At 59.4% G+C, this 26781-nt stretch carries 19 protein-coding genes; 9 read left to right on the top strand and 10 right to left on the bottom strand.

The genetic code is table 11. From position 1 onward, the window contains the following. Positions 1–14: 14 nt before the first annotated feature. Entirely contained in the window at positions 15–575 is a 561-nt protein-coding gene (gene phaP / locus K5K95_RS24985) for a TIGR01841 family phasin (RefSeq protein WP_222586583.1), read from the bottom strand. Between the two features lie 243 nt (positions 576–818). Here phaP and K5K95_RS24980 point away from each other — a divergent pair, with 243 nt between their 5' ends. Continuing rightward, the gene (locus K5K95_RS24980) at positions 819–3245 is read left to right on the top strand and encodes a DUF3141 domain-containing protein (RefSeq protein WP_222586582.1); all 2427 of its coding nucleotides are present in this window, start codon (positions 819–821) and stop codon (positions 3243–3245) included. Between the two features lie 25 nt (positions 3246–3270). Here the strand turns inward: K5K95_RS24980 and K5K95_RS24975 are convergent, their stop codons facing one another. Further along, a complete protein-coding gene (locus K5K95_RS24975; RefSeq protein ID WP_222586581.1) occupies positions 3271–4308 on the bottom strand; it encodes an AraC family transcriptional regulator in 1038 nt (345 codons plus the stop codon). A gap of 266 nt (positions 4309–4574) precedes the next feature. Between K5K95_RS24975 and phbB the strand changes: the two genes are divergently transcribed. The 3 genes from phbB to phaC all read left to right on the top strand — a co-directional run bounded on the left by phbB (position 4575) and on the right by phaC (position 8354). Further along, positions 4575–5321: an acetoacetyl-CoA reductase gene (gene phbB / locus K5K95_RS24970; RefSeq protein ID WP_208668143.1), complete on the top strand. Its 747-nt coding sequence runs from the start codon at positions 4575–4577 to the stop codon at positions 5319–5321. Between the two features lie 57 nt (positions 5322–5378). After that, positions 5379–6557 carry an acetyl-CoA C-acetyltransferase gene (locus K5K95_RS24965; protein WP_222586580.1) on the top strand — a complete coding sequence of 393 codons (1179 nt, stop codon included), beginning with the start codon at positions 5379–5381 and terminating at the stop codon, positions 6555–6557. Positions 6558–6650: 93 nt separating this feature from the next. Further along, complete coding sequence (phaC, locus tag K5K95_RS24960; RefSeq protein ID WP_222586579.1) at positions 6651–8354, top strand: class I poly(R)-hydroxyalkanoic acid synthase; 1704 nt, start codon at positions 6651–6653, stop codon at positions 8352–8354. 72 nt (positions 8355–8426) lie between these two features. Here phaC and K5K95_RS24955 read toward each other — a convergent pair whose 3' ends face one another. After that, complete coding sequence (locus K5K95_RS24955; protein ID WP_222586578.1) at positions 8427–9332, bottom strand: LysR family transcriptional regulator; 906 nt, start codon at positions 9330–9332, stop codon at positions 8427–8429. A 128-nt stretch (positions 9333–9460) separates the two neighbouring features. On the opposite strand from K5K95_RS24955, the gene K5K95_RS24950 reads away from it, so the two are divergent. Next, the gene (locus K5K95_RS24950) at positions 9461–10459 is read left to right on the top strand and encodes a zinc-dependent alcohol dehydrogenase family protein (RefSeq protein WP_222586577.1); all 999 of its coding nucleotides are present in this window, start codon (positions 9461–9463) and stop codon (positions 10457–10459) included. Between the two features lie 49 nt (positions 10460–10508). Here K5K95_RS24950 and K5K95_RS24945 read toward each other — a convergent pair whose 3' ends face one another. Continuing rightward, positions 10509–11204 (bottom strand): tRNA (adenine(22)-N(1))-methyltransferase, encoded by a 696-nt coding sequence (locus K5K95_RS24945; RefSeq protein ID WP_315903114.1) that lies wholly within the window; start codon positions 11202–11204, stop codon positions 10509–10511. A 100-nt stretch (positions 11205–11304) separates the two neighbouring features. Beyond that, on the bottom strand, positions 11305–12261 hold the full coding sequence (locus tag K5K95_RS24940; protein WP_222586576.1) for an AraC family transcriptional regulator: 957 nt from the start codon (positions 12259–12261) through the stop codon (positions 11305–11307). A gap of 198 nt (positions 12262–12459) precedes the next feature. Between K5K95_RS24940 and K5K95_RS24935 the strand changes: the two genes are divergently transcribed. After that, positions 12460–13413, top strand: a complete 954-nt coding sequence (locus K5K95_RS24935; RefSeq protein ID WP_222586575.1) for a diiron oxygenase — start codon at positions 12460–12462, stop codon at positions 13411–13413. 68 nt (positions 13414–13481) lie between these two features. Here the strand turns inward: K5K95_RS24935 and K5K95_RS24930 are convergent, their stop codons facing one another. After that, positions 13482–16415 (bottom strand): EAL domain-containing protein, encoded by a 2934-nt coding sequence (locus tag K5K95_RS24930; protein ID WP_222586574.1) that lies wholly within the window; start codon positions 16413–16415, stop codon positions 13482–13484. 379 nt (positions 16416–16794) lie between these two features. Here K5K95_RS24930 and K5K95_RS24925 point away from each other — a divergent pair, with 379 nt between their 5' ends. Genes K5K95_RS24925 through K5K95_RS24915 form a run of 3 tightly spaced genes read left to right on the top strand, consistent with a single transcriptional unit; the run spans position 16795 to position 20954 of the window. Next, positions 16795–17691 (top strand): peptidyl-prolyl cis-trans isomerase, encoded by an 897-nt coding sequence (locus tag K5K95_RS24925; protein WP_222586573.1) that lies wholly within the window; start codon positions 16795–16797, stop codon positions 17689–17691. Continuing rightward, positions 17691–18689 (top strand): HupE/UreJ family protein, encoded by a 999-nt coding sequence (locus K5K95_RS24920; protein ID WP_222586572.1) that lies wholly within the window; start codon positions 17691–17693, stop codon positions 18687–18689. Before K5K95_RS24925 ends, K5K95_RS24920 begins: the two co-directional genes overlap by 1 nt. Before the next feature lie 42 nt (positions 18690–18731). Beyond that, positions 18732–20954, top strand: a complete 2223-nt coding sequence (locus K5K95_RS24915) for a DUF3604 domain-containing protein (RefSeq protein WP_222586571.1) — start codon at positions 18732–18734, stop codon at positions 20952–20954. A 10-nt stretch (positions 20955–20964) separates the two neighbouring features. On the opposite strand, the gene K5K95_RS24910 is transcribed toward K5K95_RS24915, so the two are convergent. From K5K95_RS24910 to K5K95_RS24895, 4 genes are all read right to left on the bottom strand, one after another. Further along, positions 20965–21750 carry a transporter gene (locus K5K95_RS24910; RefSeq protein WP_259155167.1) on the bottom strand — a complete coding sequence of 262 codons (786 nt, stop codon included), beginning with the start codon at positions 21748–21750 and terminating at the stop codon, positions 20965–20967. Between the two features lie 75 nt (positions 21751–21825). Beyond that, complete coding sequence (locus K5K95_RS24905; RefSeq protein WP_222586569.1) at positions 21826–23103, bottom strand: OmpP1/FadL family transporter; 1278 nt, start codon at positions 23101–23103, stop codon at positions 21826–21828. Between the two features lie 1163 nt (positions 23104–24266). Further along, positions 24267–24467, bottom strand: coding sequence for a YbdD/YjiX family protein (locus K5K95_RS24900; RefSeq protein ID WP_038983272.1), 201 nt, complete (start codon positions 24465–24467; stop codon positions 24267–24269). A gap of 15 nt (positions 24468–24482) precedes the next feature. Continuing rightward, positions 24483–26540: a carbon starvation CstA family protein gene (locus K5K95_RS24895; RefSeq protein WP_222586568.1), complete on the bottom strand. Its 2058-nt coding sequence runs from the start codon at positions 26538–26540 to the stop codon at positions 24483–24485. Positions 26541–26781: the final 241 nt, after the last annotated feature.

Here is a 26781-nt window from a genome sequence, read left to right as displayed (position 1 = left end):
TGGCCTGATTTGACTTACTTGCTAGCCTTGGCGCCCGCTTCTGGAGCGGCCTTGGAAGCTGCAGCAGTCGCTGCGTCGAAATTGCTCTGAGCCACATCGGACGCCTGTTTCACGGCTTTCTGTGCACTTTCAAACGCTGTACCGGCATTCGCCAGGCCCGACTTGAACGCCGCTACCACAGGCTCGGAGCCGGCCGGTGCATTCTTGCTGATCGTTTCAACGAACTCATTCACTTGTTGGGTACCCGCCTCGACCTGACTCGACGTCAGTTTGGCGATGTCCGACTGCGTGCCCACGATCAGCGCTTGAACCTGACGATTGAACTCGGCCAGACGTTCGGTCTGGGCGTTCGGCTGGGTGAAAGATGCCTGCAACTCGGCAAAACCTTGTGGGTCACGCACGGCCAACAGCTTGCGAACGCCTTCAAAGTGCTCTTCGGTGGAGTCGCGCAATGCCTTGAACTGCAACTGGCTCAGCTGTTCAACGCTGGCGAAGACTTTGCCGCTGATTTGCTGCAAGAGGTCGAGGTTGGCTTTCTGTGCGGTTTGCAGTTTTTCCGAATTGAAAAAAGACATGCTTGTATCTCCTGGTACTGAAAGGCCCTGATGGACCTGAGGACGCGACAGCGATCCAGCCAGTTATCGCGTTAGCCTTGATATTGCAGCGCACAAAACTATTTGGCAACGGCTATTTTGTGCAGCGCACAACAAAGTTCACTGCTCCTGCCGTTATTCCCTATACACTCCTGCCAATTGGATGACTGGCCTGGCTTCTATTTATCAGGACAACATTCCCACACATCGCGTCAGGAGTTCACGATGGGTCAGGAAGAAAATATTGCGCTGCAAGACGAAGGGCTGTCGCCGTCGTCCGGTTTGTTCGAGCACCTGAACCATCTTCAGCGCCTCAACACGCGCAACGTCCTCGACGCCCTTCAAGCGCGACAGGCAAACACCTACGCTGCTTCAAGCCTTGGGCAACTCAGGCTGCCGACGCCCACTGACTGGCAGGAATACCTCACCGACCTTGGCCAACGCAGCGTGTTGTTCTGGGACACCTTGCGCCAGCGCGGCGACAACACCCTGGCGCACGAACGCGCCGGGTATCCGCTGCTGCTCAAGTTCAATCATGAAACCCTGGTGGCCGGTGAAGACCTGCCGCGCCCGGTCAACTACTCGCTGCTGCAGATTCTTGCGGGCCCCGGGCAACAACTCGACAGCAAAAAACAGCCGGTCATCATCATTGACCCGCGCGGTGGCCACGGTTCGGGGATTGGCGGTTTCAAGCAGGACTCGGTCATTGGCGAAAGCCTAAGGGCGGGTCACCCGACCTATTTCATCTCGTTCAGCCATTCACCGTGCCCGGGCCAAACCCTCGACGACATCGTTGAAGCCCAGGCACGATTTATCGAAGTGGTCAGCGCCCGACATCACGGCAGCGCCAAACCCGTGGTGATCGGCAATTGCCAAGCAGGTTGGGCATTGATGGGGCTGGCGGCTACACGGCCGGAACTGCCAGGGCTGATCATCGTCAATGGCGCGCCACTGTCGTATTGGGCCGGTGTCAACGGACGCAATCCGATGCGCTACACCGGCGGTTTGCTGGGCGGCGGCTGGATGGCGCGCCTGGGTAGCGACCTGGGCAATGACCGTTTCGACGGCACCTGGCTGGTCAGTAACTTCGAAAGCCTCGACCCGGCCAATACTTACTGGGGCAAGTACTATCACCTGTTCAGTGAAGTCGACAGCGAGGCGGCGCGGTTTCTGGATTTCGAGCGCTGGTGGGGCAGCCCGACCTTGCTCAACGGTGAAGAGATCGAAATGATTGTCGACGACCTGTTCATCGGCAATCAGCTGTCCGGGGGCCTGGGGCGCAAGAGCAGTGGACTTGATCTCAAACGCATCGAAGTGCCGGTGGTGGTGTTCTGTTCCTATGGCGACAACATCACCTCCCCACAACAGGCACTGGACTGGATCGCTGACGTCTATCCCAGCGATCTCGCCCTGCAAGAGGCCGGTCGCACTATCGTTTACTTGCGCCACGCGAGCATCGGTCACTTGGGCATCTTTGTGTCCGGCGATGTCGCCCGGCGAGAGCACCGTGAGTTGCTGGGTGCGGTCGATGCGATCAACCAACTGCCAGGCGGGCTGTATGAAATGCTCATCGATGACCTGCCTGAGAACGCAGACACGGCCTACTCGGTACGTTTCGAGCCACGGCGTATCGCCGACATCCACGGTGAGGCCCCGCCACCCCGTGATGATGATCGCGAATTTGCCCTGGTCGAGCGCGCATCGGTCATCAACAACAGCCTTTACGATGTCTTTGTACGGCCGTGGCTGCGTCAGTTGATCAACGAACCGGCTGCCGAACTGATGCGCAAGACCCATCCGTTCCATCAGCAGCAAGTCATGTGGAACAGTTTGAACCCGGCATTGTGGTGGCTGGCAGGCAGCGCTGCGCAAGTGCGCAAGGATCGCCACCCCACGAGCCCGGACAATCCGTTACTGGCCTGGCAGGCGTTGTTTTCAAACCAGATTCAGGACGCCTTGAACGGCTACCGCGACCTGCGTGATGCCGCTCAGGAAATGTGTTTTTACGGCGTATATGGCGTACTCGACAGCCTCGCCGGCACTGCGCCCGGACGCAATCTCCAGGCGCATGCCGAGCAGCACGATAAGGTCCTGATCGAACGCCTGCAGGACGCCCTGCCCCTGGGTGGTTTGATGGAAGCCCTGGTGCGCATTCTGTTTCTGCTGGAACGCGACAGCGACGAACCCGGCAAGCAAGGCGTCGACAAGTTGATCCAGCAATTGCAGGTGCTGCTCCAGGACCACAGCGCCAAGCCGCTGGACTTGCGCGACACCCTGAATCTGCAAAAGCTGCTGGTTGCTACCCACCCGCAAGCCAGTCTGCTGAGCTTGCCCTTGTTGCTGACCGAGGTCGAAGAGCGCCAGCAAGTGCTGGCGGCCGTCGCTAATTTGCTGCCACACCTGCTGACCAGCGGCGCGAGCCATCCGGTGTGGTGCGAGCTGCACTCGCTGCTCGACGTATCGATGCCCGGTTTCAACCTGGCCCAATCTCCCGGCGCAACCGACATCAAGGAGCAAGTGCCCGTTGTGGCACCGGAGCCGGTCAAACAAAAAGTCGCTGAAGCGCCCCCCGCGCCCATCGTCAGAAATACGGGTCCCGTTCGCAAACCAGCCAAGGACAAAAAAGGCGCGAACAAACCGCCGGTGAAGTAACGCTCAACCACTGACGGACACCGCGTCACACCGGCGCGGTTTCCTCCAGTTGAAACGATTCATCGGACCGATACTGGCCAGGCGTCATGCCGAACCAGCGGCTACAGGCCTTGTTGAAACTGCTGTGGTCATGGAAACCAAGGAGGTACGCCACGTGCTTCATGTTGAAATGAGAATGGCGCAGATAGAAATCGGCCAACTGCCGGCGCACGGCGTTTTGCACGTCCTTGAACTGGGTTCCCTCCTTTTCCAGCGCGCGTTGCAGCGTGCGCTTGCTGATGTTCAATGCCGCCGCAATCGACTCCATGTCGCACTGCCCGTGGCCCTGGCTCAAACGCTCGGTCAGCAGCGCGCGAATCCTGCCGATGATGCAAAACCCGAACAGCAAGTCCAGTTGCGCCTCGGCAAAACTGTCATGCAACACGGCCAAGTCTTCGTTGGCCATGCTCAACGGTCGCATCAGTTCCTGCCCGTCAAACAAAATGCTGTCGTAAGCCGCGCCAAAATGCAGATCGTCGCCAAACAGCCGTCGATGCTCGCGGGTATCTGCGGGCTCCGGATAAGTGAACTCGACGCTCAAGGGGTGGGGTAAGGTCCCGCCCGCCAGCTTGCGGCAGAAACCCAGCAATGAAGCCAGCCCGGCATCGGTGTACTGACGGGGTTTAACCGAGCCGACTTGTTGATGATCGAGCCCGGACAGGCGGTAATTCTGCTGCTCCGATGTAAAGAAAAGGCTGAATCCGGTGCCAATCAACGGACTGAAACGAACCAGCCGTTCAAGGGCTTTTTTCAGGTTCAGGCTGGACATCATCGTGTAGCCGACGATTTGAAAGCTGCCAGGATGGAAACTGCCATAGGCCTTCAGGCCAATGTCCGGATCGTCCGAGGCCTGTGCGGCCAGATCCCATAATCGATAGATCGCCCTTCGCTCGCAAAACGCTCCTGGTTTGTTCGCCAACTCAATATCCAGTCCAGCCTCCTGACACAGACTGGCGACTTCCAGTCCTTGAGCCGAGAGCGTATTTACCAGCACGCTGGCATAGCCTGAACTCATTCTATACATGGCGTCCTCAATGACCTGTGGAACCGAACGTCCTGTCCGGAGCCATAACTGATCTGCTGTGAATCAAAGTCTGACGGGTTTCTCAGTTGGCAATGTTGATCCCAGTATAGGTACTCCTCACTTTTTGCCACCATTCGTCATCCAGATAGCATCAGCCCTTGGCACCGTTGGACACCAGAGCGTCACCTCCCAACACTTCCGCATCCCCCGCCAATACCGAACAATCCTCCCATCTTGCAGCGCAATAATTAAAAGGGAAGAAGTCTATGAAGTCGCTTGGTCGTATTGCGTTAGTCACCGGCGGTATGGGTGGGATCGGCACGGCGATAAGCCAGCGCCTCTACAAGGAAGGATTCAAGGTCATCGTCGGCTGCAGCTCGGATTCGGCGCGCAAGAATGACTGGATTGCCGGCCAGCTGGCGGCGGGTTATCAATTCGAATGCATTTACGGCGACATCACCGATTGGGAGTCAACGCGCAAGGCGTTCGAAATGGCGCGGGAGCAGTTCGGTCCGGTCGATGTGCTGGTCAACAACGCTGGCATCACCCGTGATGCCTCGTTTCGCAAGCTTCAGCCCGAAGACTGGAATGCGGTCATCGGCACCAATCTGACGGGCCTGTTCAACACCACCAAACAGGTGATTGAAGGCATGTTGGCCAAGGGTTGGGGACGGGTGATCAATATCTCGTCGATCAACGGTCAGCGCGGTCAGTTCGGGCAAACCAACTACAGCGCGGCCAAGGCCGGCATCCACGGCTTCACCATGGCCCTGGCGCGGGAAGTGTCCGGCAAGGGCGTGACCGTCAATACCGTTTCTCCCGGCTACATCCAGACCAGTATGACCGCGGCCATCCGCCAGGACATCCTCGACACGATGATCGCCGCGACTCCGGTCGGGCGTCTGGGTCAACCTGAAGAAATCGCCTCGATCGTTGCCTGGCTGGCCTCCGATGAGTCGGGCTACAGCACCGGTGCCGACTTCTCGGTCAACGGCGGCATGAACATGCAGTAGGCCTGTCAGGGCATGGACGCCCTGCTCCCGCTCGACAACATCCTAATGAGGTCTCGCATGAACGAAGTCGTAATCGTTGCCGCAACACGTACCGCCATCGGCAGTTTCCAAGGTGCCCTGTCGGCGATTCCCGCCACCGAGCTGGGGGCGGCGGTGATTCGCAGCCTGCTCGAACAGGCCGGAGTCGACGCCGCCCAGATTGATGAAGTGATCCTCGGCCAGGTCCTCACCGCAGGCTCGGGGCAAAATCCGGCACGCCAGAGCGCTATCAAGGCCGGCCTGCCCTTTACCACCCCTGCCCTGACCCTGAACAAGGTCTGCGGCTCGGGCCTCAAGGCGGTGCAACTGGCCGTCCAGGCGATCCGTTGCGGCGACGCCGAACTGGTGATTGCCGGCGGTCAGGAAAACATGAGCCTGGCGCCCTATGTGCTGCCCAAGGCGCGCGCCGGTTTGCGTCTGGGTCATGCGCAACTGCAAGACAGCGTGATTCAGGACGGTTTGTGGGACGCCTTCAACGACTACCACATGGGCATTACCGCAGAGAACCTGGCCACACAATACAGCCTCAGCCGCGAAGATCAGGACGCCTTCGCCGCCACCTCGCAACAGAAAGCCGCAGCAGCCATCGAAGCAGGTTATTTCAAGCGGGAAATCACCCCGATCCTGATTCCCCAGCGCAAGGGCGAACCGCTGGCGTTCGACACCGATGAACAGCCGCGTCCGGGCAGCACGCTGCAAGCGTTGAGCAATCTCAAACCCGCTTTCCAGAAAGACGGCAGCGTCACCGCCGGCAATTCGTCGACCCTCAACGACGGTGCCGCGGTATTGCTGTTGGCCAGTGCCGCCAAGGCGCTGGAGCTGGGTTTACCGGTGCTGGCGCGTATCAAGGCTTACGCCGGTGCGGGCGTGGACCCATCGATCATGGGCATCGGTCCGGTACCGGCCACCCGCCGGGCATTGACCAAAGCCGGCTGGAGCCTGGACGACCTTGACCTGATCGAAGCCAATGAAGCATTCGCCGCGCAGTCACTGGCGGTTGGCAAGGAACTGGGCTGGGACACCCGCAAGGTCAACGTCAACGGTGGCGCCATTGCACTGGGTCATCCGATCGGCGCATCGGGTGCGCGGATTCTGGTGTCGCTGGTGCATGAGCTGATTCGTCGTGACGGCAAAAAAGGCCTGGCCACGTTGTGCATCGGCGGCGGCCAAGGCGTCAGCCTGCTCATCGAACGATAAAAATAAAAAAGGCTTGGCTGACTACTGACGCGGTGCCGAATGGCGGCACCGCGGTTTTTTCTGCCCGGATTTCCGATGTGGGCAAGGAGCTCCATGGACAATAACGCGCACACTTTCAACACCTTCTGGTCAGGACAGGTCCCGTTCATTGCCTCCTTTGCAGTGCAACAATTACGGTTATGGGTCAGTACCAATCCGTGGTTTACCGGCCAGGACCATAACGAGTGGTTCGAGTTGCCCCGTGCAACCCTGGACAACCTTCAAGCCGATTATCAAGTGCAATGGGGCGATCTGGGCCAGCGGCTGTTGACCGGCCAGCCGTTCAGCTTTGAAGATCGACGTTTCGCCAGCGGCAACTGGAACACTCCGCTGTTCGGTTCGCTGGCCGCGTTCTACCTGCTCAACGCCGGTTTCCTGCTCAAGCTGCTCGACAAGCTGCCCATCAAGGACAAGAAACCACGCCAGCGCCTGCTCTATCTGGTGGAACAAGCCATTGCCGCCGGTGCGCCCAGCAACTTCCTCGCCAGTAACCCGGACGCCTTGCAACGGGTTGTCGATACTCAAGGCGCCAGCCTGCTCACCGGCATGCTGCACCTGGCCAGCGACCTGCAAGAAGGCAAGATGCGCCAATGCGACAGCGGAGCCTTCACGGTCGGCGTCGACCTGGCCAACACGCCCGGCGAAGTGGTGTTCGAGAACGAGCTGTTCCAGTTGATCCAGTACTACCCGCAGAGTGAAACCCAGTACAAGCGCCCGGTATTCATCGTCCCGCCGTCGATCAACAAGTTCTACATCCTCGACCTGCGCCCGGACAACTCGATGGTTCGCCACTTGTTGCAGCAAGGTCACCCGGTGTTCCTGATGTCGTGGCGCAACTTTGATGCGGCGCACGCCGGCACCACCTGGGATGACTTGATCGAAACCGGCATCATCAAAGGCCTGCAAGTCACCCGCGAAATCAGTGGCGAACAGCGTCCCAATTGTGTGGGGTTCTGTATCGGCGGCACGTTGCTGAGCACGGCGCTGGCGGTATTGGCGGCGCGCGGCGACAAAAACATCGCCAGTGTGAGCCTGCTCACCACTTTCCTCGATTACCTGGACACCGGCCCCATCGACATCTTTGTCGACGAGCAATTGGTTGCCTACCGCGAGCGCACCATCGGCGGTCAGGATGGCCCCGTTGGCCTGTTCAAGGGCGAGGACATGGGCAACACTTTCTCGCTGCTGCGCCCTAACGACTTGTGGTGGAACTACAACGTCGACAAATACCTCAAGGGCCAGAAACCCAATGCCCTCGACCTGCTGTTCTGGAACAACGACAGCACCAACTTGCCCGGCCCGATGTATTGCTGGTATCTGCGCCATACCTATTTGCAGAACGACCTGAAATCCGGCGACCTGGACTGCTGCGGGGTCAAGCTGGACCTGCGCGCCATCGACGCGCCGGCCTACATCCTCGCCACCCATGACGATCACATCGTGCCGTGGCGCAGCGCTTACGCCAGTACCCGACTGCTAAGCGGTCCCACGCGTTTCGTGCTCGGTGCCTCAGGGCATATCGCCGGGGTAATCAACCCGCCGGCCAGGGAAAAACGTCATTACTGGACCAACAAGCGGGTCACCAAAAACCCTGAAACCTGGTTCATGAATGCCCAGCAACACCCTGGCAGTTGGTGGAATGACTGGTTCGTCTGGCTGGCCGAACAGGCTGGGGAGCGCCTGCCCTCCGCTCTGCACACCGGCAATGCGCAATTCCCGGCGCTGGAGTCGGCCCCCGGGCGTTACGTAATGCAATGATTGAAAGCCCCGCGCAGGCATCCGACTTGCGTGGGGTCAGCGCGCTGTCTGTTTCATCCAGCCTGCTGTCATTCAATCAATACAAACATCGATATCGATTGCAAAAGCGTCTCTCAAATAATCAGTGAACGCTCGCACCCGCGCTGACCGCCTGCGGTCCGCTGGAGAAACCGCGTGAATAGGCATCGACGACGGTGTGTACCCCTCAAGCAACGCCACCACTCGCCCTGCCTGCACATCCTCACGAAACAACCATGAGGCAGACAGCGAAATGCCCAGGCCACTCAAGACCATTTGCCGAATCGACTCACTGTTGTTGCTGCGCACATTGCCCTTGACCTGCACCTCACTCCATTGGCCGTTGTGCTCGAAACGCCAGGTGTCGGAATGCTTGAGCTGATTGAACACAAGGCAATTGTGGTTGCCCAGTTCATCCGGCGTCGCCGGGACACCGAGTTGTTCGAGATAACCAGGGGCTGCAAATACTCGACGTCGTGTCAGGCCTATCCGTCTGGCGATCAGGCCACTGTCTTTCAACTCGCCAATGCGCACCGCGACATCGATCCCCTCGCTGACCAGGTCAACGTTCTCGTCGCTCAGTTGCAAGTCAATCGACACCTCGGGGTATTGCTGAAGAAAGCCGTGCAATCGAGGCGCAATCTGTATGCGTCCGAAGCTGCCTGAAGAGGCAATGCGCAGCGGGCCCGCCACGCGCTCTTGTCCGGTCTGAAAACTGTGCTCGGCGCTGTCCACCGCGGCCAGAATCTGCCGACAATGTTCGTAGTAGCGTTGCCCCTCATCCGTCAGGCTCAGGTTGCGCGTACTGCGGGCGAACAGCCGGCCGCCAAGCCTTTGCTCCAAGGCGCCAATCTGTTTACTGATGGTTGGCTGACTGAGGCCGGTTTCACGGGCCACCGCTGAAAAGCTGCCTCGCTCCACCACCCGCATAAGAATGGCCATCGCTTCCAACGTGTCCATCGCGACCTCATTTAGCGATCAATTGGCATGAATACTATAGGCATTTGCCCTCTTATCGGAATTCATCGACTGCAGGAAACTGTTGTCATCGCCCAGCGCGAACTGATCCATTTCAAGAGGAATTTCCCATGAACCACAACACCATGAACGCAGCTGTCGCTTTGCAGGCTGGCGCCGCTTTAGAAATTCAGCAGATGCCAGTGCCTGAGGTTGCCGCCGGACAAGTACTGGTCAAGGTCACCGCCAGTGGCGTGAATCCTTTGGATACCAAGATCAGCAAGGGTCAGGGATCGCATGCCCGCCAACCGTTGCCGGCGGTTTTAGGGATGGACCTGGCCGGTGTCGTCGAAGCGGTCGGGACCGGCGTCACTCAGTTCGCCGTCGGTGACGAAGTCTTCGGTATGGCCGGGGGTATCGGTGGTGACCAAGGCTCGCTGGCACAATACATCGCAGTTGACGCCGACCTGCTGGCACGCAAGCCGCAAAACCTGAGCATGCGTGAAGCCGCCGCGCTGCCACTGATCTTCATCACTGCGTGGGAGGGATTGGTCGACCGAGCCAATGTCCGGGCCGGGCAGCGCGTTCTGGTGCACGGCGGTGCCGGTGGTGTCGGACAGATGTCGGTGCAGATCGCCAAGGCGCGCGGGGCAAACGTCTTTGCCACCGGGAGCGCCGCTAGCCTTGAAGCAATCAAAAGCCTGGGGGCGATCGCCATTGATTATCGCGCCCAAAGCCCTGCGGATTATCTTGAGCAATACACCGGCGGCGAAGGTTTTGACATCGTGTATGACACCGTCGGCGGCGCGACACTGGATGCCTCATTCGCCGTAGCAAAAGTGTACACAGGCCACGTCGTCAGTTGCCTCGGCTGGGGTGAGCACTCACTCGCGCCACTATCGTTTCGCGGTGCCACCTATTCCGGTGTGTTTACCTTGCTGCCATTGATTACCGGCAAAGGTCGCAAGCACCACGGCGAAATACTCGCTAAAGCCAGCGCCATGGCTGAAGCAGGACAGTTGCGGGTGCTGCTGGACGAACGACGCTTTACCCTCGGCACTGTCAACGAGGCTCATGCACTGGTTGCTGCAGGCAAGGCTTCGGGCAAAGTAATCGTCGACATTGAATGAATGCCGTCAACGGTCGAAGTGTTTCATGACGGTCATGGCGGGCCCGGATTCAGGCCAGCAGTTCGGTGATCCAGCGGGCCTGCCGTGCGACGTCCTGCACCTTCTCTTCAGGCACGGCCTGCCCCGCACGGGCGAACTCGCTCAGGGTCTTTTGCTTCTGGTGCAGCCGGCGCTGCCACTTGACCAAAAACGCCGGACTACGGGCCTGCATCTGCAACGGGCCGAAGTACAGTTCCTGTTCGCTGTACACCACCGGCCCATCACGCTCAGCGACGATGATTTCATAGTCAAAACGGTTTTCCCGCAGCACTTCCTCGCAGAGAATGCGGTAGCCATTGTCCATCAGCCATTGGCGCAAGGGTTGCTCGCCGCCGTTGGGCTGCAGGATCAAGCGCTCCTGGCCGCTGAGGTGCGCCTTGCCGCGCTCGAGAATGTCACGGATCGTCTCACCCCCCATGCCACAGAGGCTGATCGCGCTGATTGCGTCTTCTGGCTGGATCGCCGCGAGGCCATCGGCAAGGCGCACGGTGATCCGCAGGTCCTGACCGCTCTCGCTGACGGTGCGTTCGGCCGAGAGGAACGGCGTCAATGCAACCTCGCCGGCGACCGCCGCTGTGATGGTTCCACGGCGCATCAACGCGACCGGCAAATAGGCGTGATCCGAGCCAATATCGGCCAGGCGCGCGCCGGCGGGCACATGCGCCGCCACCCGCTCCAGGCGCATGGATAATGTGTGTTCGTTCAACTGCTGGTCCTTTTCACCACGAATGTCCGCCACCTTTGGCAGGAAGTGCGGGCCGCCATGATGCTTGGTGAGGGCGCAAGGGTAAAGCGCCCGCGCCCTCTCATGCTGATTGTTTGCGCCAAGTGCCGGGGGATGTGCCGAACTGGCGCTTGAAGGCGCGACTGAACGCGGCTTCGGATTCGTAGCCCACGGAAAAACCGATCTGCGCCACGTTACCTCGACCTTCGCGCAACTGTTGAGCCGCCACATGCATTCGCCACAGCGTCAGGTATTGCATCGGTGGCTGGCCGACCAATGCGGTGAATCGCTCCGCGAACACCGAGCGCGACATGCCCACTTCCTGCGCCAGGGCTTCTGCCGTCCAGCCTTCGGTTGGACGCGCATGCAGCAGCGCCAGTGCGCGCCCGATATGCGGATCACGCAATCCTGCCAGCCAGCCGCGTCGTTCAGCCGGGAGGCTGGCGACATACTGGCTGACGGCTTCGACGAAGAGCAATTCGGAGAGCTTGGTGATGACCGTTGTCGAGCCCACGCGCCCCGCCGCGATCTCACTCACCGCGAACCGGAATGAGCTTTCGATCCAGGCGCCCAATGCTGTCGAGCGAACGTCCAGTTTCAATAAGGATGGCAACGATGAAAGCAACGGGCTGAAGGGGGTTTCAGACCCGAGGAATCCGCACAACAAATGCGTTGCCTCGCCGCCCCCGCCGCACTTGATTCGTGAAATGCCGCCCACTTCAGGCGGTTGGATAACGTCGCTCGCCGACAGGGGCGCAATGCCCAGGTCGCTGCCAAAGCAATGAAGGTCATTGCGGGGAAGCAGAATGAGTTCGCCCGCCCGCACATCGATGGTCGCCTCCCCGTCGATGCGTAATTGCATGTGCCCCGAGGCGACAAAATGCGACGCAATGATGTGCCTGGGTGCCGCCACGAACGGCTTGCAATCGTCGGCGGAGATTCTTCCGTTGAGGCACCAGGGCGCAGTGAACTCCGCCTCGAGAAAAACCCCTCCCGACAGCCGAATCACACGCAAGACATCAGAAAGCGCATCCAACACTTGCCCGCCCTCTCTTCCGGAGCCTGGAGCATGCAATCAGGCGCCCCGGGCATTCTTCGCCAGAACGGCGAGGCCTAGATTAGCACCAACGCGGACCCGGTGATCAGGCCAGCCCTGAGAGGCTTCACCAACGGTCATGGGCTCCGATGTTGGCTGAAACGCCCCTTTGCTACTTGATCCGGGAAGCAGGAGATCGATATGAACAGCGTCGCAACCGTACCCCGCGCAGATTCGGGCAACGCCGCCCGTTATGCTCAACTCGTCAGATCATCGAAGAAGGCGGAATGGCAGATTGATCGCGATTTGCTGCAAGACCGTCGTTTCGACTTCTCGCGCAAATTCTTGCCCGACGGACTTTCGCAGGTCGACCGCCTGACCTTTCTCGCCCCAGACGAGGCCCGCCTGCTCAGTCAGATTCAGGGCCGGACCTATGCGTATCTCTTTGGCCTGGTGGAGCGTTTCATCAGTGCCAAAATGCTCGATCAAGGTCGGGGCCATGTGTTTGACGATCAACTCGCCCTCGAAGCGCTGGTGCGTTTTTCCAATGACGAGATCAAGCATCAGGAGCTGTTTCGGCGCATGGAGACGATGCTGGGTGCGCATTTGCCCGCCGGATACCGTCAAGTGGCCGACCCAAACGAGGTGGCGCGCTCGGTCCTTGCGGCCAGCACCTGGTCAGTGTTGGCGCTGACCTGTCATATCGAGCTGTTTGTTCAGGCGCATTACGCGCACAGCATCGCCCCGCACGAGGAGTTGTGCCCGCTGTTCAAGGATGTCTTCAAATTCCACTGGAAGGATGAAAGTCGCCACGTCGTGCTCGATGAACTGGAGTGGAAGGCCGAACACGCGAAACTCTCGCCCGTCGAGCGTGACCAGGCAGTGAACGATCTGATTGCGCTGGTGGCCGCCGTCGACGCCATCCTGCAGGCACAAGCGGCGGCCGATGCCGACTACTTCCTGCGCAATGTTTCGCCCTCGTTCAGTGTCGCGCAGACAGCAGAAATCAAGACCTGCCTCTTGAGCGCCTACCGCTGGCAATACATTGTCTCGGGGGTCCGGCATCCACACTTTGGCCGGCTACTGACGGGGATGACAACACCGGCCCAGATGTCGAGGATTCAGGCGGCACTGGCCCCCATCATGGGCGATTGATCGATAACGCGCGACCGACCACGTGTTGGCCGTGCAGCTGTAGAACGATTGAGGATGACGGGAGGAGTTCAGGCTTGGTCGCCGGCGATAGCAGCCTCAACTGCGCTGCCCGGATCAAGCCCCCAAGCCAGTAACGCCTCCAGCCCCATCGGCTTGGCAAAATAATAACCCTGGGCCTGCCCGGCACCCATTTCGCGCAGCAGCGCCAGCGTCTCGGCGTCCTCGACGCCTTCGGCGACCACGCTCAGGTCCAGCGATTCGGCCATCCGCACAATCGCCCGTACGATCGCGCGGCTGCGGGGGCTGGTGGTCAGTTCGAGAATGAACGACTTGTCGATCTTCAAACCGCTGAAGCGGTATTGATGCACATAACTCAGGGAGGAAAACCCGGCGCCGAAGTCATCGAGCACCACCGACATGCCGTTGTCGGCCAATTGCTGCATGGTCAGCCGGGCAATTGCCGGCTCGGCCACCAGTGCTCCTTCGGTCAATTCCAGGCAAATGCGCGACGGCGCGACCCCGTACCGGGCCAACAGCGCAAGCACATCGTTGGCGAAATCCGGGCGTGTCATGCTGTAGCTGGAGCAATTGACGTGCACCGCAGGCCAGTTGGCGTGCTCAGGCTGGGCGAGGATCACTGCAATGCTGGTGAGCATGTACAGGTCCAGCCGGCCGATCAGGCGCAACCCCTCGACATCCGGCAAAAATTCGCCCGGGCCCATCACCCGCCCGCCCGGCTGATGCCAGCGGATCAGCGCTTCAAGGGCCAACAGCTCGCCGGTTTCGACGCTGACAATCGGCTGGAAATACGGCAGCAGTTCGTCGGTGCGTTTGAGCGCATTGCGCAAGGCCCCTTCACGCTCGACCTGATCCGAGACTTCCCGGCGCACTTCCTGGTTGAACACCGCGTAACTGTCGCGACCGGCACTCTTGACCCGATACATCGCGGCATCGGCATCGCGCAGCAAGTCCGCTGGTTCCTGATGGAACTGATGGTCGGCGCTGACAATGCCGATACTGCAGGACGAAAAAACCTCATGGCCATTGATGAAAAACGGCAGATCGAACGCCAGCAGAATCCGTTCGGCGATTTCGATCAAGACGTCCAGCGGCGCCTCGGGTGCGAGCACCGAAAACTCATCGCCCCCCAAGCGCGCCAACATGTCGGTGTCGCGCAGGCAACCGCGCAATCGGTGGGCGGCCTGCATCAACAACAGATCGCCAAAATGGTGGCCGAGGCTGTCGTTGACCAGCTTGAACCGGTCCAGGTCGATGAACATCACCGCCAGGTGCCCGCCTTCACTGCCGAACTGCGACCAGGCCAGATTGAGGCGCTGTTGCAGGTAGGTTCGATTCGGCAGCCCGGTCAGTGCGTCGTGGGAGTTTTCGTGTTGCAACTTGGCATTGGCGTGATCGAGTTCGCGGGTGCGGTTCTGCACCCGCGCTTCCAGCTTGAGGTTGGCGGCATGGATCGCTTCGGCGGCCGTGCGGCGCGACAACGCGGTGTCGATGTGCCGCGACACGAACGTCAGCAGTTCCTGATCCCGCAGGGAATAGCGCACGTGCGAGGTATAGCTTTGCACCGCCAGCACGCCACGCACCACATCGCCATCGAACAAGGGAATGCCCAGCCAGGAATAGGATCGGACATATTCATCGGCCTGCTCGACTTCGCCGTTCGCCGACAAGCGTTCAGCTTCATCGACGTCAATCAGGCACGGTCGACGCTGGCGGATAACGTACTCGGTCAAGCCCCGGCGTCCACGCCGAGCCTGCGGACAGGTCGTCTGCCGCTCATCGACATAATAGGGAAAGGTCACTTCGGTGGTCGCGTCATCGAACAGCGCAATGTAGAAGTTTTGCGCGAACAGCAGATCACCGACGATGCCATGCAAGGTTTGAAACAACTCAGCCATGTCGCCCGGCTGGCTCGACAGTTCAGCAATCTGGAACAGCGCGCTTTGCAGATGTTCGGCGCGCTCGCGTTCTGCGACTTCCTGCCTCAACGCATCGTTGAGCGCCGAAAGCTCCAGGGTGCGGCGCAGCACCGTCTGTTCCAGGTCCTCGCGGTGCAGAATCCGGTCCAGCGCCATGGCCACGTGACGAGCCACCACCAGAAACAGCGCGCGGTCTTCGGCGCTGTAGGCACGGGAAACGTCGTAGACCTGCATCGCCAACATGCCAAACACGTCATCCGAGGCATTTTTCAACGGTGCGCCCATCCAGAATTCCGGACGATCACCCACACAGTAGAAGCGGCCCTCGGCCTCAGCCGCACGAATGCCGGCGGCATCGATCAGCAACGGCTGGCCAGACGTCAGCACTTGGCCGGTCAACGACAAGTGCGATGCGTCAAGGTATTCGTATTGCTCGGACTCCAGGGCATCAACGTCGATGATGTCGACGTAATAGGGGTAGTCAATTTTGCCGGTGTGCGGATCGTACAGCGCGAGATAGAAGTTCTCGGCGTCGATCAGGCTGGCCAGCAGCCGATGAACACCCACCAGAAACACTGAGCGATCGCGGGTCGAGCTGGCCAGGTAAGTAATTTCATACAACACCCGCTGAGTAATCTGTGCCCGGGCAAGGGTATTGGTCTGGACCTCGATGCCCAGGCGCCGGGCAAACTCGGCGAGCGCCGGTTCTCCGGCCTCGGTGACGGGCGCGAGCAGCCAGCCCAGCACACTTTCGCCTTTGCCAGTCGGCCAGCGATGCAAGCGCCGGGTCAGGCAAAAGGCTTCGAAGTCTTCATTGTCGACGCTTGACGGCCACGGCAAGGCTGGATCGCCCTGCCCGATCAAATGCAGTTGTTCGCCGGCACGGTAAACCACCCACGCAGTGGTGTGGGCCCAGTGACGCGCCGAGTCGAGCAATTGTTCGATCGTGTTCTCAATACCCGCGTAAGCCATGCCGACCGTATCCGAATTCCCTGTCAGTTGAGGTGCGACAACGTCGCAGTCGCTTGATTGCTGCGGGGAGTCGGTCAATGGACGAACACTCATCAGCACTCCCTGAGCCAAAACTGGCGAAATTCACCTGCTGATTATTAGCAATGTGCCCGTGTGCCTCCCGTTTAAAGCTTATGCAAGTTTTTATCAATAGCTTTATTCGGTTTAATGCCAACCGCGGCACGAACAACCTGTCATTCAGCCTGTTTAGCCCAGTCAAGTGCTTGGTCGCCATGGCGGTTTTAGCTGGATCCTCGTCAATGTACATCGCCTCAGGCCCCCACGTCGCCGGACTCAAAGGGCTGCGTATTTAATACGATTGCGAATAGAGCTTAGTGCCTATCGTGATTAGCTTCGCTGGAAAGTTTTTAGGCAACGGCAATACTCCAATTCGCACCGCACATTATTCGATTGACGCGTGGGGCAATAAGTCATGAACTTAAAAGTCTCCGATGTAAAACCGGCGAGAGGCTCGTTGATCACGCGTTGCCTTCGTGAGCCATTACTGCACTTTCTGATCGCTGGTTTTGCACTCTTTGCTTTGTACGGTGGTTTGCACCGTTCTACCGTCAATCAAGATCCGCAACGAATCGAAATCACCCCGGACGCTATTCTGCGCATCAAGATTTCCTGGCTCGCGCGATGGCAACGGCCGCCTTCCGACCAGCAACTTCAAGGGCTGCTTGATGAATATGTGAAGGAGGAAATTCTCTATCGCGAAGCACTGAAACTTGGCCTGGATAAAGACGACACGATTATTCGCCGCCGACTGGCGCAAAAAATGGACTTTCTGGCAGAGGATGTCGCCGCACTTCGCGAACCGGCCCCAGGTGTACTTCAAGCCTGGTACAGCGCCCATCAGCAATACTATGCCCCACCGCCACTGGTAACTTTTCATCACCTGTTCTTCGCATCGGACAAACGCGGTACGAATGCCCAGGCACAAGCCCAAGCCGCGCTGGCCACCCTCACCGACAAAAACAGCGGCGAAGGCGATACCTTCGTGTTTAAAAACGCTTATGCCGAGCAATCCCGGGATCAAGTGGCGAAGGACTTCGGTTCAAAGTTCGCCATTACAGTGTTTCAACAAACCCCGGGGCGTTGGGTCGGCCCGATCGAGTCAGGGTTTGGCTGGCATCTGGTGTGGATTGATGAGCTGGCCAAACCAACAGCGCCACCCTTTGAAACCATTGCCCAGCAAGTCAAGTCCGACTGGCTTTCCGAACAGCGTACTGAGTCAAAACGTGCGAATTTCGCAGCGTTGAAGGCCCGCTATCAAGTGATGGTGATGATGCCGGCTATTGCGGCCACTGAAACGGAGCAGCCGTGATGCGCCGTTCGATCTGGCTTGTATTGTGCGTTTTGCTCATGGGGCAAGCGGCCCTGGCTCATGAATCCCGCCCGGCCTACATGGAAATCAACGAAATCACCGCCGGGCGCTACGACGTACTGTGGCGCACGCCAGTGCTTTCAGGGATGCGATTGCCGATCGCACTGAAATTCGCCGAAGGCGTGCAAACGGTGGTTGAACCGGTGGAAAGCCAGCTCAACGACTCGCTGATCGAGCGCCGGGTGATCGATGCCGGCCCCGCAGGACTGGTGGGCAAGCGCATTGAATTTGTCGGCCTGCAAGCCAGCATCACCGATGTGTTGGTCCGCGTCTCGCGCCTGGACGGCACGCTCTCGACAACCCTCGTGCAACCCGCGCAACCCTGGATTGAAATCGCCGCCACACCCGGAGCGTTCTCGGTGGCCGGTGCCTTTCTGGTCCATGGCATCGAGCACATAGTGGGTGGCTTCGATCACTTGATGTTTGTCTTCGGCCTTCTGTTATTGGTGGGTAACGGGTGGATGCTGGTGAAGACCATCACCGCGTTCACCCTCGCCCACTCCATCACCCTGGCACTCGCCACGCTGGGCGCAGTGCACCTGCCCGGCCCTCCGGTGGAAGCGACGATTGCGCTGAGCATCCTGTTGCTGGCAGTGGAAATCGCTCGCAAGAATCGCGGCCAGGCAAGCTTTACCGCCCAATGGCCGTGGGTCGTGGCCTTCTGTTTTGGCTTGTTGCACGGCTTTGGTTTTGCCGGCGCGCTGGCAGAGATCGGCCTGCCACAACGGGACCTGCCCCTGGCGCTGTTTACCTTCAATGTCGGCGTCGAAATCGGCCAGTTGATGTTCGTCGCCTTGGTTTTGAGCCTGCGGGCGCTGCTTCTGCGTTGTCGACTGCCCCAGCCTGCGCACTTGTATGCCCGACCGATGGCATCCTATGGGCTGGGGACGCTGGCGGCCTTCTGGTTTTTCGAACGGATCTCAAGCTTTTGGTCCTGAACTGCACCGTCCTGTCACTGCTGTGTTCCGGAGACGTGGAATATGAAAACCAACACTTGCCTCGGCACATCGTTCTTGTTCAGCTACGCCGCCTTGACCGTGGCTATCAGCACGCTGGTCATGGCGGATGGCAATCCGGACCGCGAGGTCTACTTTGGCCAGACGCACTCGCACACCTCGTGGTCGATCGATGCCTATCTGGTGGGTAACCACGTGGTCGATCCGGAACAGGCTTACAAATTCTCGCTTGGCATGCCGGTGATGCACCCGATGGGCTTTGAAGTGCAGCTCAAGGGCCGTCCGCTGGATTTTCACGGCGTCACCGATCACTCGGAATACGTGGGCGTTATCGCGCTGGCCAACGATCCGAAATCGGACTTCAGCAAAACGCCCATCGCGCAAAAGCTGATCGTCAAATCGCCGGAGGACTTCAATCGGGTCTTCAAATGGATCGCGGGCAGCATGAACCACCCGATCAAGGAACTGATCGATCCGAAGGTTGCCGGTAACATCTGGCAGCAAAACATCGCCATCGCTGACAAGTATTACAAGCCCGGCAAGTTCACCACGTTCGTGGCGTATGAATGGACCTCGGCACCCAACAATCAGAACATGCACCGCAATGTGTTCTTCCGCGATTCGAAAAAGGCACCCGAACTGCCCTTTACCGCTCTCGACTCCAGCAAACCCGAGGACTTATGGGCCTGGATGGACGATCAGCGCAAAAAGGGCAATGAGGTACTGGCGATCTCGCACAACGCCAACCTCAGTAACGGCATGATGTTTCCGGTCGATGTCGATGACCGGGGGCGCCCTATCGATGCCGCGTGGGCCGAGACGCGGATGCGTAACGAGTCCCTCACGGAAATCCATCAGGTCAAGGGCACCTCGGAAACCCACCCCGAGTTGTCACCCACCGATGAATTCGCCAACTACGAAATCATGAGTTTCCTGCTGGGCATGGACAACAGCACCTCAAAACCTAACGGCAGCTACATCCGCCAAGCCTGGCAAAACGGCATGGCCTTGCAGGAGGCTCGTGGCTTTAACCCTTATAAAATGGGCGTGGTCGGTGCCAGCGACTCGCACAATGGGGTAATTCCTTACACGCAGAGCGACAACTTCGGCTCCCACGGCTTTACCGACAGCACACCTCAGGCGCGTATTTCCGGCAAACAGAACTCGGGCATGATAGCCCTGCAAACCAGCACCTCCGGCCTGGCGGGTGTCTGGGCGGAAGAAAACACCCGTGAGTCCATCTTCGATGCGATGAAGCGCAAAGAAGTCTATGGCACCAGCGGCGTGCGGATTCCCGTGCGGTTGTTTGGTGGCTGGGGTTTCGACAGCAACTTGTGGAACGAAAAAGACTGGGTGCACGCCGCCTACGCCAAGGGCGTGCCCATGGGCGGCGACTTGCCGGCAAAACCGGGCAAGGAGGCGCCGAGCTTCGTGGTGTGGGCAGTCAAGGATGCCGATGATGGCAACCTCGACCGGATCCAGATCATCAAGGGCTGGACCAAAAACGGTCAGACCTTCGAGAAGATCTACGACGTCGCCTGGTCCGGTGACCGCACGCCCGACCCCGCCACTGGCAAAATCCCACTGGTGGGTTCCACGGTCGATATTTCCAAGGCCACGTACACCAACACCATTGGCGCCACCGAACTGAAGAAAGTCTGGGTCGACCCGGACTTCGACCCGGCCCAGCATGCGTTTTACTACGCCCGCGTGTTGCAGATCCCGACACCACGCTGGAGTACCTACGACGCCGCCAAGCTGCAGGTGCCGCCACCGGCCAGCGTCTCGGCCGTCGTCCAGGAACGCGCCTGGACGTCACCGATCTGGTACTCGCCGAACGCCGAAGACAGCCAGTCGATGGTGCGGGGCAAAACCGTTGACCAGCTGAAATCCGAAGGCGCCAAGGCGTTGACCAACGAGCAGCTGCAAACCCTGGTGGTGGGCAAAACCGTCAAGGTGCGCAACACGGTCACCGGCCAGACCTTTGAAATTGTCTACGGCACTGATGGCCAGCGCTCTATTACCAGCGTCGACGGCAAACCGGCTGCGCAAGGCGAGTACCTGAACATGTTGCACGGTGGGCAATTCGGCGTGCCGGCCAAATATGAAATCAAGGATGGGCAACTGGTGACCACCCTTGGCGGTTCGCCCTTCGAGGCCACGGTGTTTGAGCAAAACGGCAAATACGTGGCGGCTCGCAGCAATGAGTTCGGCTATGTGAATTATGAGGTGGAAGATGTGAAGTAGCGGGCGCCTTTCATTTAGGAAAGAGCAGCGTGTAGGCCACGCGAAAGCCCCACCCTTGGGCGCCGTCTTTCGGACTGTCGGCCCAATAGCGTGGCCCGACCTGCAGGCTCATGGGCTGCTTGCCGACCTTGAACAGCTGCGTCACGAACAGGTTGATCGGCACGTTCCACTCCTTGGTCTCCCAGTCGTAAGTGGATTCGGTGTTGATGCCAAAACTGGTGTAAGTCGCCGTGGTGTACACCAGGAAGGGTTGCAGAAAGGTTTGATTCACTTTTTCCTTGTCGTCGGCCGGGCTGCTTTCCAGCGACCAGATGTGGTTGGCGAGAATGCCCGTGGTCCAGCCGTGCTCCTGCTTTAGCGCCACGGCCGTCGGTCCCAACCCCCACTGTTCGCTGCTGAGCAAGGTGTTGCTGCCGGTCGGCAACAGCAATGCCGGCCCTACGCCCCAGATCCAGCCACTCTCGGTGGGTTTTTTCGGAGAGAAGAAAAAGCTCTGCGTCGTGTCGCCTACCCCGCTTTTGTCGGCCACACCATCCGGTGCCAGACCGTGCTGATCGATGATTGGCAGGATCGTGCGCGAGATCAGGTTCCAGTCCTCATTCAGACTGAACGGTAATACCGGCTGGATATTGGTCACACTCTGGATGCCGTCACCGGAGGGCCCCATTTTCTGGTTCCAGTTGTACTGGATGGGCAAGCTGTAGAGCGCCGCAACCGGGTTCAATGATTGCTTGGCCAGCTCGGCCTGACTGTCCGTGTCCGCAAAACTGCAGACGGGGACTGCAAGCGTCATCATTGAGAGCGCAGGCAGTTTGATGTACCTGTTCATATCGAACGCTCTCCTTTGCAGTGATCCGGATGGACAGACCCGTCAGTAACGCCAGGTCATGTTGGCCGACAGGGCTTGAAGCCAGGCGTTGTCGAACTCGCCGGACACGCGATTGCCCGACAGGGATTTGGTCTGGTCGACCGGCATGTCACCCATCCAGACCGTGACCCAGCTGAAGTTCAGGTCGGTCTCCTTGTTCAGCGAATACGTGAGGCCGGCGGCGAACCGCCAGGCTGCGCCCATGGGCACGGTGAACGTGCGATTGCCGTCGGAAACCGCCGAGGTGTCGTAGGCGATACCGAAGTCCCAGAGCAAATCGGGGTTCATCTGATACTGCGCGCCCAGAGCCAATTGATAGGTGTCTTTGTAATGCGCATTGATGGTGGTCGCCCGTGCCCCGCCAGCATTGGTATCGACGTCGATGCCGATGTCACCGAACTTGGACCAGTCCTGCCAATTGACCGAGGCCAGAAACGCCCATTGCGGGTCCAGTTGCTGGTACAGGCTGAGGGTGGCGGTTTGCGGGACTTTCAGATCGAGCTTGAGGTTGGTGCCGTCCAGTCGACTGACCAGCGGACCGCTGTTCTTGATATCCAGGCCATCCTCGAAGTTCAGGTCCACTTGGCTGGTGTAGGCCAAGCCGATACGCGTGCCTGCTTGTGGGGCATAGATCACGCCGACATTGGCGCCAAAGCCCCAATCGGTGTCCCTGTATTTGTACTGCCCGTCCGCGCGGTTCGTCAGGCCGAGGGGCGACTGATCGATGGCGGCCTCGGATTTGAGCATGCCGTACATGGCTTTAACGCCAAGCCCCACCGACCACTGATCGTTGAAGCGATACGCCACGCTGGGCACCAGTGACAAACCGGCGATGCTGGCGTTCTGCACGAAATAGCGCCCGGACCAGTCGTTGTCGTAGTTTTCCGCCAGGCCAAAATCGCCATAGGAGCCGAAGCCGACGGACCAATGGTCGTCGAGTTGATGGCTGATAAAAAAACTGCCTCCCGGTATGGGGTCGAGAATATTGCCGCTGCCATTGCCCGGGGTATTGGTCTGTTCGTCCCGATCGAACGACAAATGACCAAAGAGGATCTGCGCACCGGCAGTGATTTGCGTGCCGCTCAAATAGCTCAAGCCAGCGGGGTTACTGGCGATAGTTGAAGGGCCTTGTGCCCTGGCGGCGGCCCCGGCATTGGCCAGGCCGATGTTGTCCGTGCCGATTTCATACAACATCAGGCCACCGGCTGCGCTGCGCTCGCTGGCTAAAAGAGAGAGCGCTCCAAGAACGGAAATACACAATGCACTTTTATTCGACTGCATGATGTCCCTCTCAAATAATGTTTATCACTATTGAACGGATAACAGCGCAGGGCGAACTGAAGTATTGCTGATGATTTGGCATTGTCCATTTGCGGGCACTTAATTGTTCGGCGTGATCGAAGTTCTAACCCAGCTTGGTCAGCCTGATGCTATTTGTTTGAGAAAGTTTTGAGGTTGGGGTTGGGGTTGGGGTTGGGTACATATCCGTTACTTGGGTAACGGCGGATATTGGTTCCGCCCTGACGGCGGGTTACTTGGAGAAGCCTGCGCGGCCCGACGCCAAGTAACCAAGCGCCTGCGCCCCTGACGTACGGTGCCTCGCTAAGGCTCGGCATTCCCTCACTCCGGTCCCGCTCCGTGGGCCCGCCGCCATCGGCCATCCATGGCCGGGGGCGGCTAACCCGGCATCCATGCCGGGTTGCCCACTGCGCAGAACCTGCGTTCGGCCTTCCGATGGGGCAGATCAAGATCAAGATCAAAAGCGCAAGGCGAGCTAACGCTCGACCTGAAGAGTGGTGAGAAGCAAAAGCTCTGCGCCGGTCTGCTCTGCTTTATGTGGGAGTGAGCCTGCTCGCGATGCTGTTGCTGTTGATCGTTCCCACGCTCCGCGTGGGAATGCCGCCGGGGACGCTCTGCGTTCCGCTGTCGACACCAGGCTTGAGTCTTGCGCAAGGTGACGCGGAGCGTCACGGGATGCATTCCCACGCGGAGCGTGGGAACGATCAGGGTCAGGATCAGGACGCGTAAGCGTTGAGCAAACAGGTCGGCCCGCAGGCCGCCTCGCTTTGGCTTTGGCGGTGCACGCCCCCTCGTGAGGCCGAGCGGAGGTTCTGCGCAGTGGGCACCGCGGCAAGGATGCCGCGGTAGCCGCCCCCGGCCATGAATGGCCGATGGCGGCGGGCCCACGGAGCAGGACCGGAGCGAGGGCATGCCGAGCCTTAGCGAGGCACCGAACGTCAGGGGCAAGAGCCCTTTGGTTACTTTGGGGCTTTTCCAAAGTGACCCGCCGTCAGGGCGGAACCAATAGCCGCCGTGACCGCAGCAACGGATATGCCCCCAATCCCCAAACAATCTTAAGTAAACAACATCAGCCAAATCATCCGGCTTTTCTGTTCACTCTATTGCGGTATCAAAGCAACTTCAGCAAAGGCTTCCCCATTCACTCAACAACACCGAGTCTGCCCATTGCCACCGCCGTATCGAGCCTCCTGACGCTCCCGAAAGAACACCTCATAGCTCATCACCGGCTTGTCCGGGTGTTTGGTCTGCATATGCTCGACGTAAGTATCGTAGTCCGGCATGCCCACCATCAAACGCGCAGCCTGACCAAGGTATTTACCAAGACGACTCAAGTCATTGAACATGCTCGCCCTCCTCCATCACACCTGCGGGATCGCCTGATACGGCGCTTCTTTATCCGTACGCTCTTTGCTGCCCCAGGCCGCGATACCGACCTTGAGCGCAAAGAACAGGATACTGAAGACCACGAACAGGAACAGCGCCGTCAACGTGGCGTTGGTATAGGCGTTGTAAATCACGTGCTGCATCTGGTCGATGCTTTTAGCCGGGGCAAGGATCTGACCATTGGCCAGCGCATCGCTGTATTTTTTCGCCAGTGACAGGAAGCCGATCGCCGGGTTGGCGTCGAACAGCTTGATGAAGCCGGCGGTGACGGTACAGATCAGCAGCCACACGGCGGGCAGCATGGTCACCCACACGTAGCGTTGGCGTTTCATTTTGATCAGCACAACGGTGGCCAACATCAGCGCGATACCGGCCAGCATCTGATTCGAGATACCGAACAACGGCCACAAGGTGTTGATGCCGCCCAGTGGATCGATCACGCCCTGATACAGCAAATAGCCCCACATCGCCACGCAACCGGCCGTGGCGATCAGGTTCGCGGGCCAGGAGTCTGTGCGTTTCAGCGATGGCACGAAGGAGCCGAGCAAGTCCTGCAGCATGAAGCGTCCGGCACGGGTCCCGGCGTCCACGGCGGTCAGGATGAACAGCGCTTCGAACAGGATCGCGAAGTGGTACCAGAACGCCATGGTGTTTTCACCTGGCAGGACGTGGTGCAGGATCTGCGCGATACCGACCGCCAGGGTCGGCGCACCACCAGCACGGGCCAGGATGGTGGTTTCACCGATGTCCTTGGCCACCGCTTGCAACGCGTCAGGAGTAATCGCAAAGCCCCAGCTGCTGACAGTTTGAGCCACCGAAACCACATCCGCGCCGACCAGTGCCGCCGGGCTGTTCATGGCGAAATACACGCCTGGCTCGATCACCGAAGCGGCAACCATGGCCATGATGGCGACGAAGGATTCCATCAGCATGCCGCCGTAACCGATGTAACGGGCATGGCCTTCACTGGCGAGCAACTTCGGTGTCGTCCCGGAAGCGATCAGCGCGTGGAAACCCGAGACCGCGCCACAGGCGATGGTGATGAACAGGAACGGGAACAGACCGCCTTTCCACACCGGCCCGGTGCCGTCGATGAACTGGGTCAGGGCCGGCATCTTGAGGTCGGGCATGGTGATCAGGATGCCGATCGCCAGCGCCACGATGGTGCCGATTTTGAGGAAGGTCGACAGGTAGTCGCGCGGCGCGAGGATCAGCCATACCGGCAATACCGCAGCGACAAAGCCGTAGCCAATCAGCATCCAGGTGATCTGAATGCCCGTGAAGGTGAAGGCTTTGGCCCAGACCGGGTCGGCAGCAATCTGCCCGCCCAGCCAGATCGAACCCAGCAGCAACAGCACGCCGACCACGGAGATTTCACCGATGCGGCCCGGGCGGATGTAGCGCATGTAAACGCCCATGAACATCGCGATCGGGATGGTTGCCATCACCGTGAACATGCCCCATGGGCTATCGGCCAGGGCCTTGACCACGATCAGCGCCAGCACCGCGAGGATGATGATCATGATCAGGAAGCAGCCAAACAGCGCGATGGTCCCGGGGATGCGGCCCATTTCTTCACGGACCATGTCGCCCAAAGAGCGGCCGTTGCGGCGGGTGGACATGAACAGGACCATGAAGTCCTGAACCGCGCCGGCCAGCACCACGCCGGCAATCAGCCACAGCGTGCCGGGCAAGTAGCCCATCTGTGCGGCCAATACCGGACCGACTAAAGGCCCCGCGCCGGCGATGGCGGCGAAGTGGTGACCGAAAAGTACGTGTTTGTTGGTCGGCACGTAGTCCAGGCCATCGTTATTGATGACCGCGGGCGTGGCACGATTGGGATCGAGTTGCATCACCTTGGTGGCGATGAAAAGGCTGTAGTAGCGGTATGCGACGAGGTAAATAGCGACTGCTGCGACTACGATCCAGAGGGCGTTGATCGCTTCGCCGCGGCGCAGGGCCACGACACTCAGCGCAAACGCTCCCAGGACAGCCACGGCAAACCAGGCAAGGTGTTTAGCCAGACGGGGCATAGCGTGTCTCCTGCCGACAGCCAGTGACTGCGGCGGTAATTTTTATAATTGTGTCCGCGGTGCGGAGCTGGCCCAATATCTGCGCATGTCGTCTACAAATAAATCCGCGTTACTACGTACGCGGCGTCTACGTAGTTCTACGTAGACAGCGCAGATCCCCTGTAGGAGTGAGCCTGCTCGCGATAGCGGACTGACATTCACCATCAATGTCATCTGACATACCGCTATCGCGAGCAGGCTC

It is taken from the genome of Pseudomonas sp. DR48, assembly GCF_019823085.1.
In the GTDB taxonomy this organism is placed as follows: domain Bacteria; phylum Pseudomonadota; class Gammaproteobacteria; order Pseudomonadales; family Pseudomonadaceae; genus Aquipseudomonas.
The sequence above is the reverse complement of the archived record's forward strand: the minus strand, read 5'-3'. Positions and strand labels throughout refer to the sequence as shown.

Excerpts from the sequence above, each read along its gene's own strand:
- K5K95_RS24900 (WP_038983272.1), bottom strand. The coding sequence starts at position 24,467 with ATGTTCAATGACTTGAGTCGTCTTGGTAAATACCTTGGTCAGGCTGCG.
- K5K95_RS24930 (WP_222586574.1), bottom strand. The coding sequence starts at position 16,415 with ATGAGTGTTCGTCCATTGACCGACTCCCCGCAGCAATCAAGCGACTGC.
- K5K95_RS24965 (WP_222586580.1), top strand. The coding sequence starts at position 5,379 with ATGAACGAAGTCGTAATCGTTGCCGCAACACGTACCGCCATCGGCAGT.
- K5K95_RS24955 (WP_222586578.1), bottom strand. The coding sequence starts at position 9,332 with ATGGACACGTTGGAAGCGATGGCCATTCTTATGCGGGTGGTGGAGCGA.
- K5K95_RS24910 (WP_259155167.1), bottom strand. The coding sequence starts at position 21,750 with ATGATGACGCTTGCAGTCCCCGTCTGCAGTTTTGCGGACACGGACAGT.
- K5K95_RS24920 (WP_222586572.1), top strand. The coding sequence starts at position 17,691 with ATGCGCCGTTCGATCTGGCTTGTATTGTGCGTTTTGCTCATGGGGCAA.
- K5K95_RS24975 (WP_222586581.1), bottom strand. The coding sequence starts at position 4,308 with ATGTATAGAATGAGTTCAGGCTATGCCAGCGTGCTGGTAAATACGCTC.
- K5K95_RS24895 (WP_222586568.1), bottom strand. The coding sequence starts at position 26,540 with ATGCCCCGTCTGGCTAAACACCTTGCCTGGTTTGCCGTGGCTGTCCTG.
- K5K95_RS24935 (WP_222586575.1), top strand. The coding sequence starts at position 12,460 with ATGAACAGCGTCGCAACCGTACCCCGCGCAGATTCGGGCAACGCCGCC.
- K5K95_RS24905 (WP_222586569.1), bottom strand. The coding sequence starts at position 23,103 with ATGCAGTCGAATAAAAGTGCATTGTGTATTTCCGTTCTTGGAGCGCTC.
- K5K95_RS24925 (WP_222586573.1), top strand. The coding sequence starts at position 16,795 with ATGAACTTAAAAGTCTCCGATGTAAAACCGGCGAGAGGCTCGTTGATC.
- phaC (WP_222586579.1), top strand. The coding sequence starts at position 6,651 with ATGGACAATAACGCGCACACTTTCAACACCTTCTGGTCAGGACAGGTC.
- phaP (WP_222586583.1), bottom strand. The coding sequence starts at position 575 with ATGTCTTTTTTCAATTCGGAAAAACTGCAAACCGCACAGAAAGCCAAC.
- K5K95_RS24950 (WP_222586577.1), top strand. The coding sequence starts at position 9,461 with ATGAACCACAACACCATGAACGCAGCTGTCGCTTTGCAGGCTGGCGCC.
- K5K95_RS24915 (WP_222586571.1), top strand. The coding sequence starts at position 18,732 with ATGAAAACCAACACTTGCCTCGGCACATCGTTCTTGTTCAGCTACGCC.
- K5K95_RS24980 (WP_222586582.1), top strand. The coding sequence starts at position 819 with ATGGGTCAGGAAGAAAATATTGCGCTGCAAGACGAAGGGCTGTCGCCG.
- phbB (WP_208668143.1), top strand. The coding sequence starts at position 4,575 with ATGAAGTCGCTTGGTCGTATTGCGTTAGTCACCGGCGGTATGGGTGGG.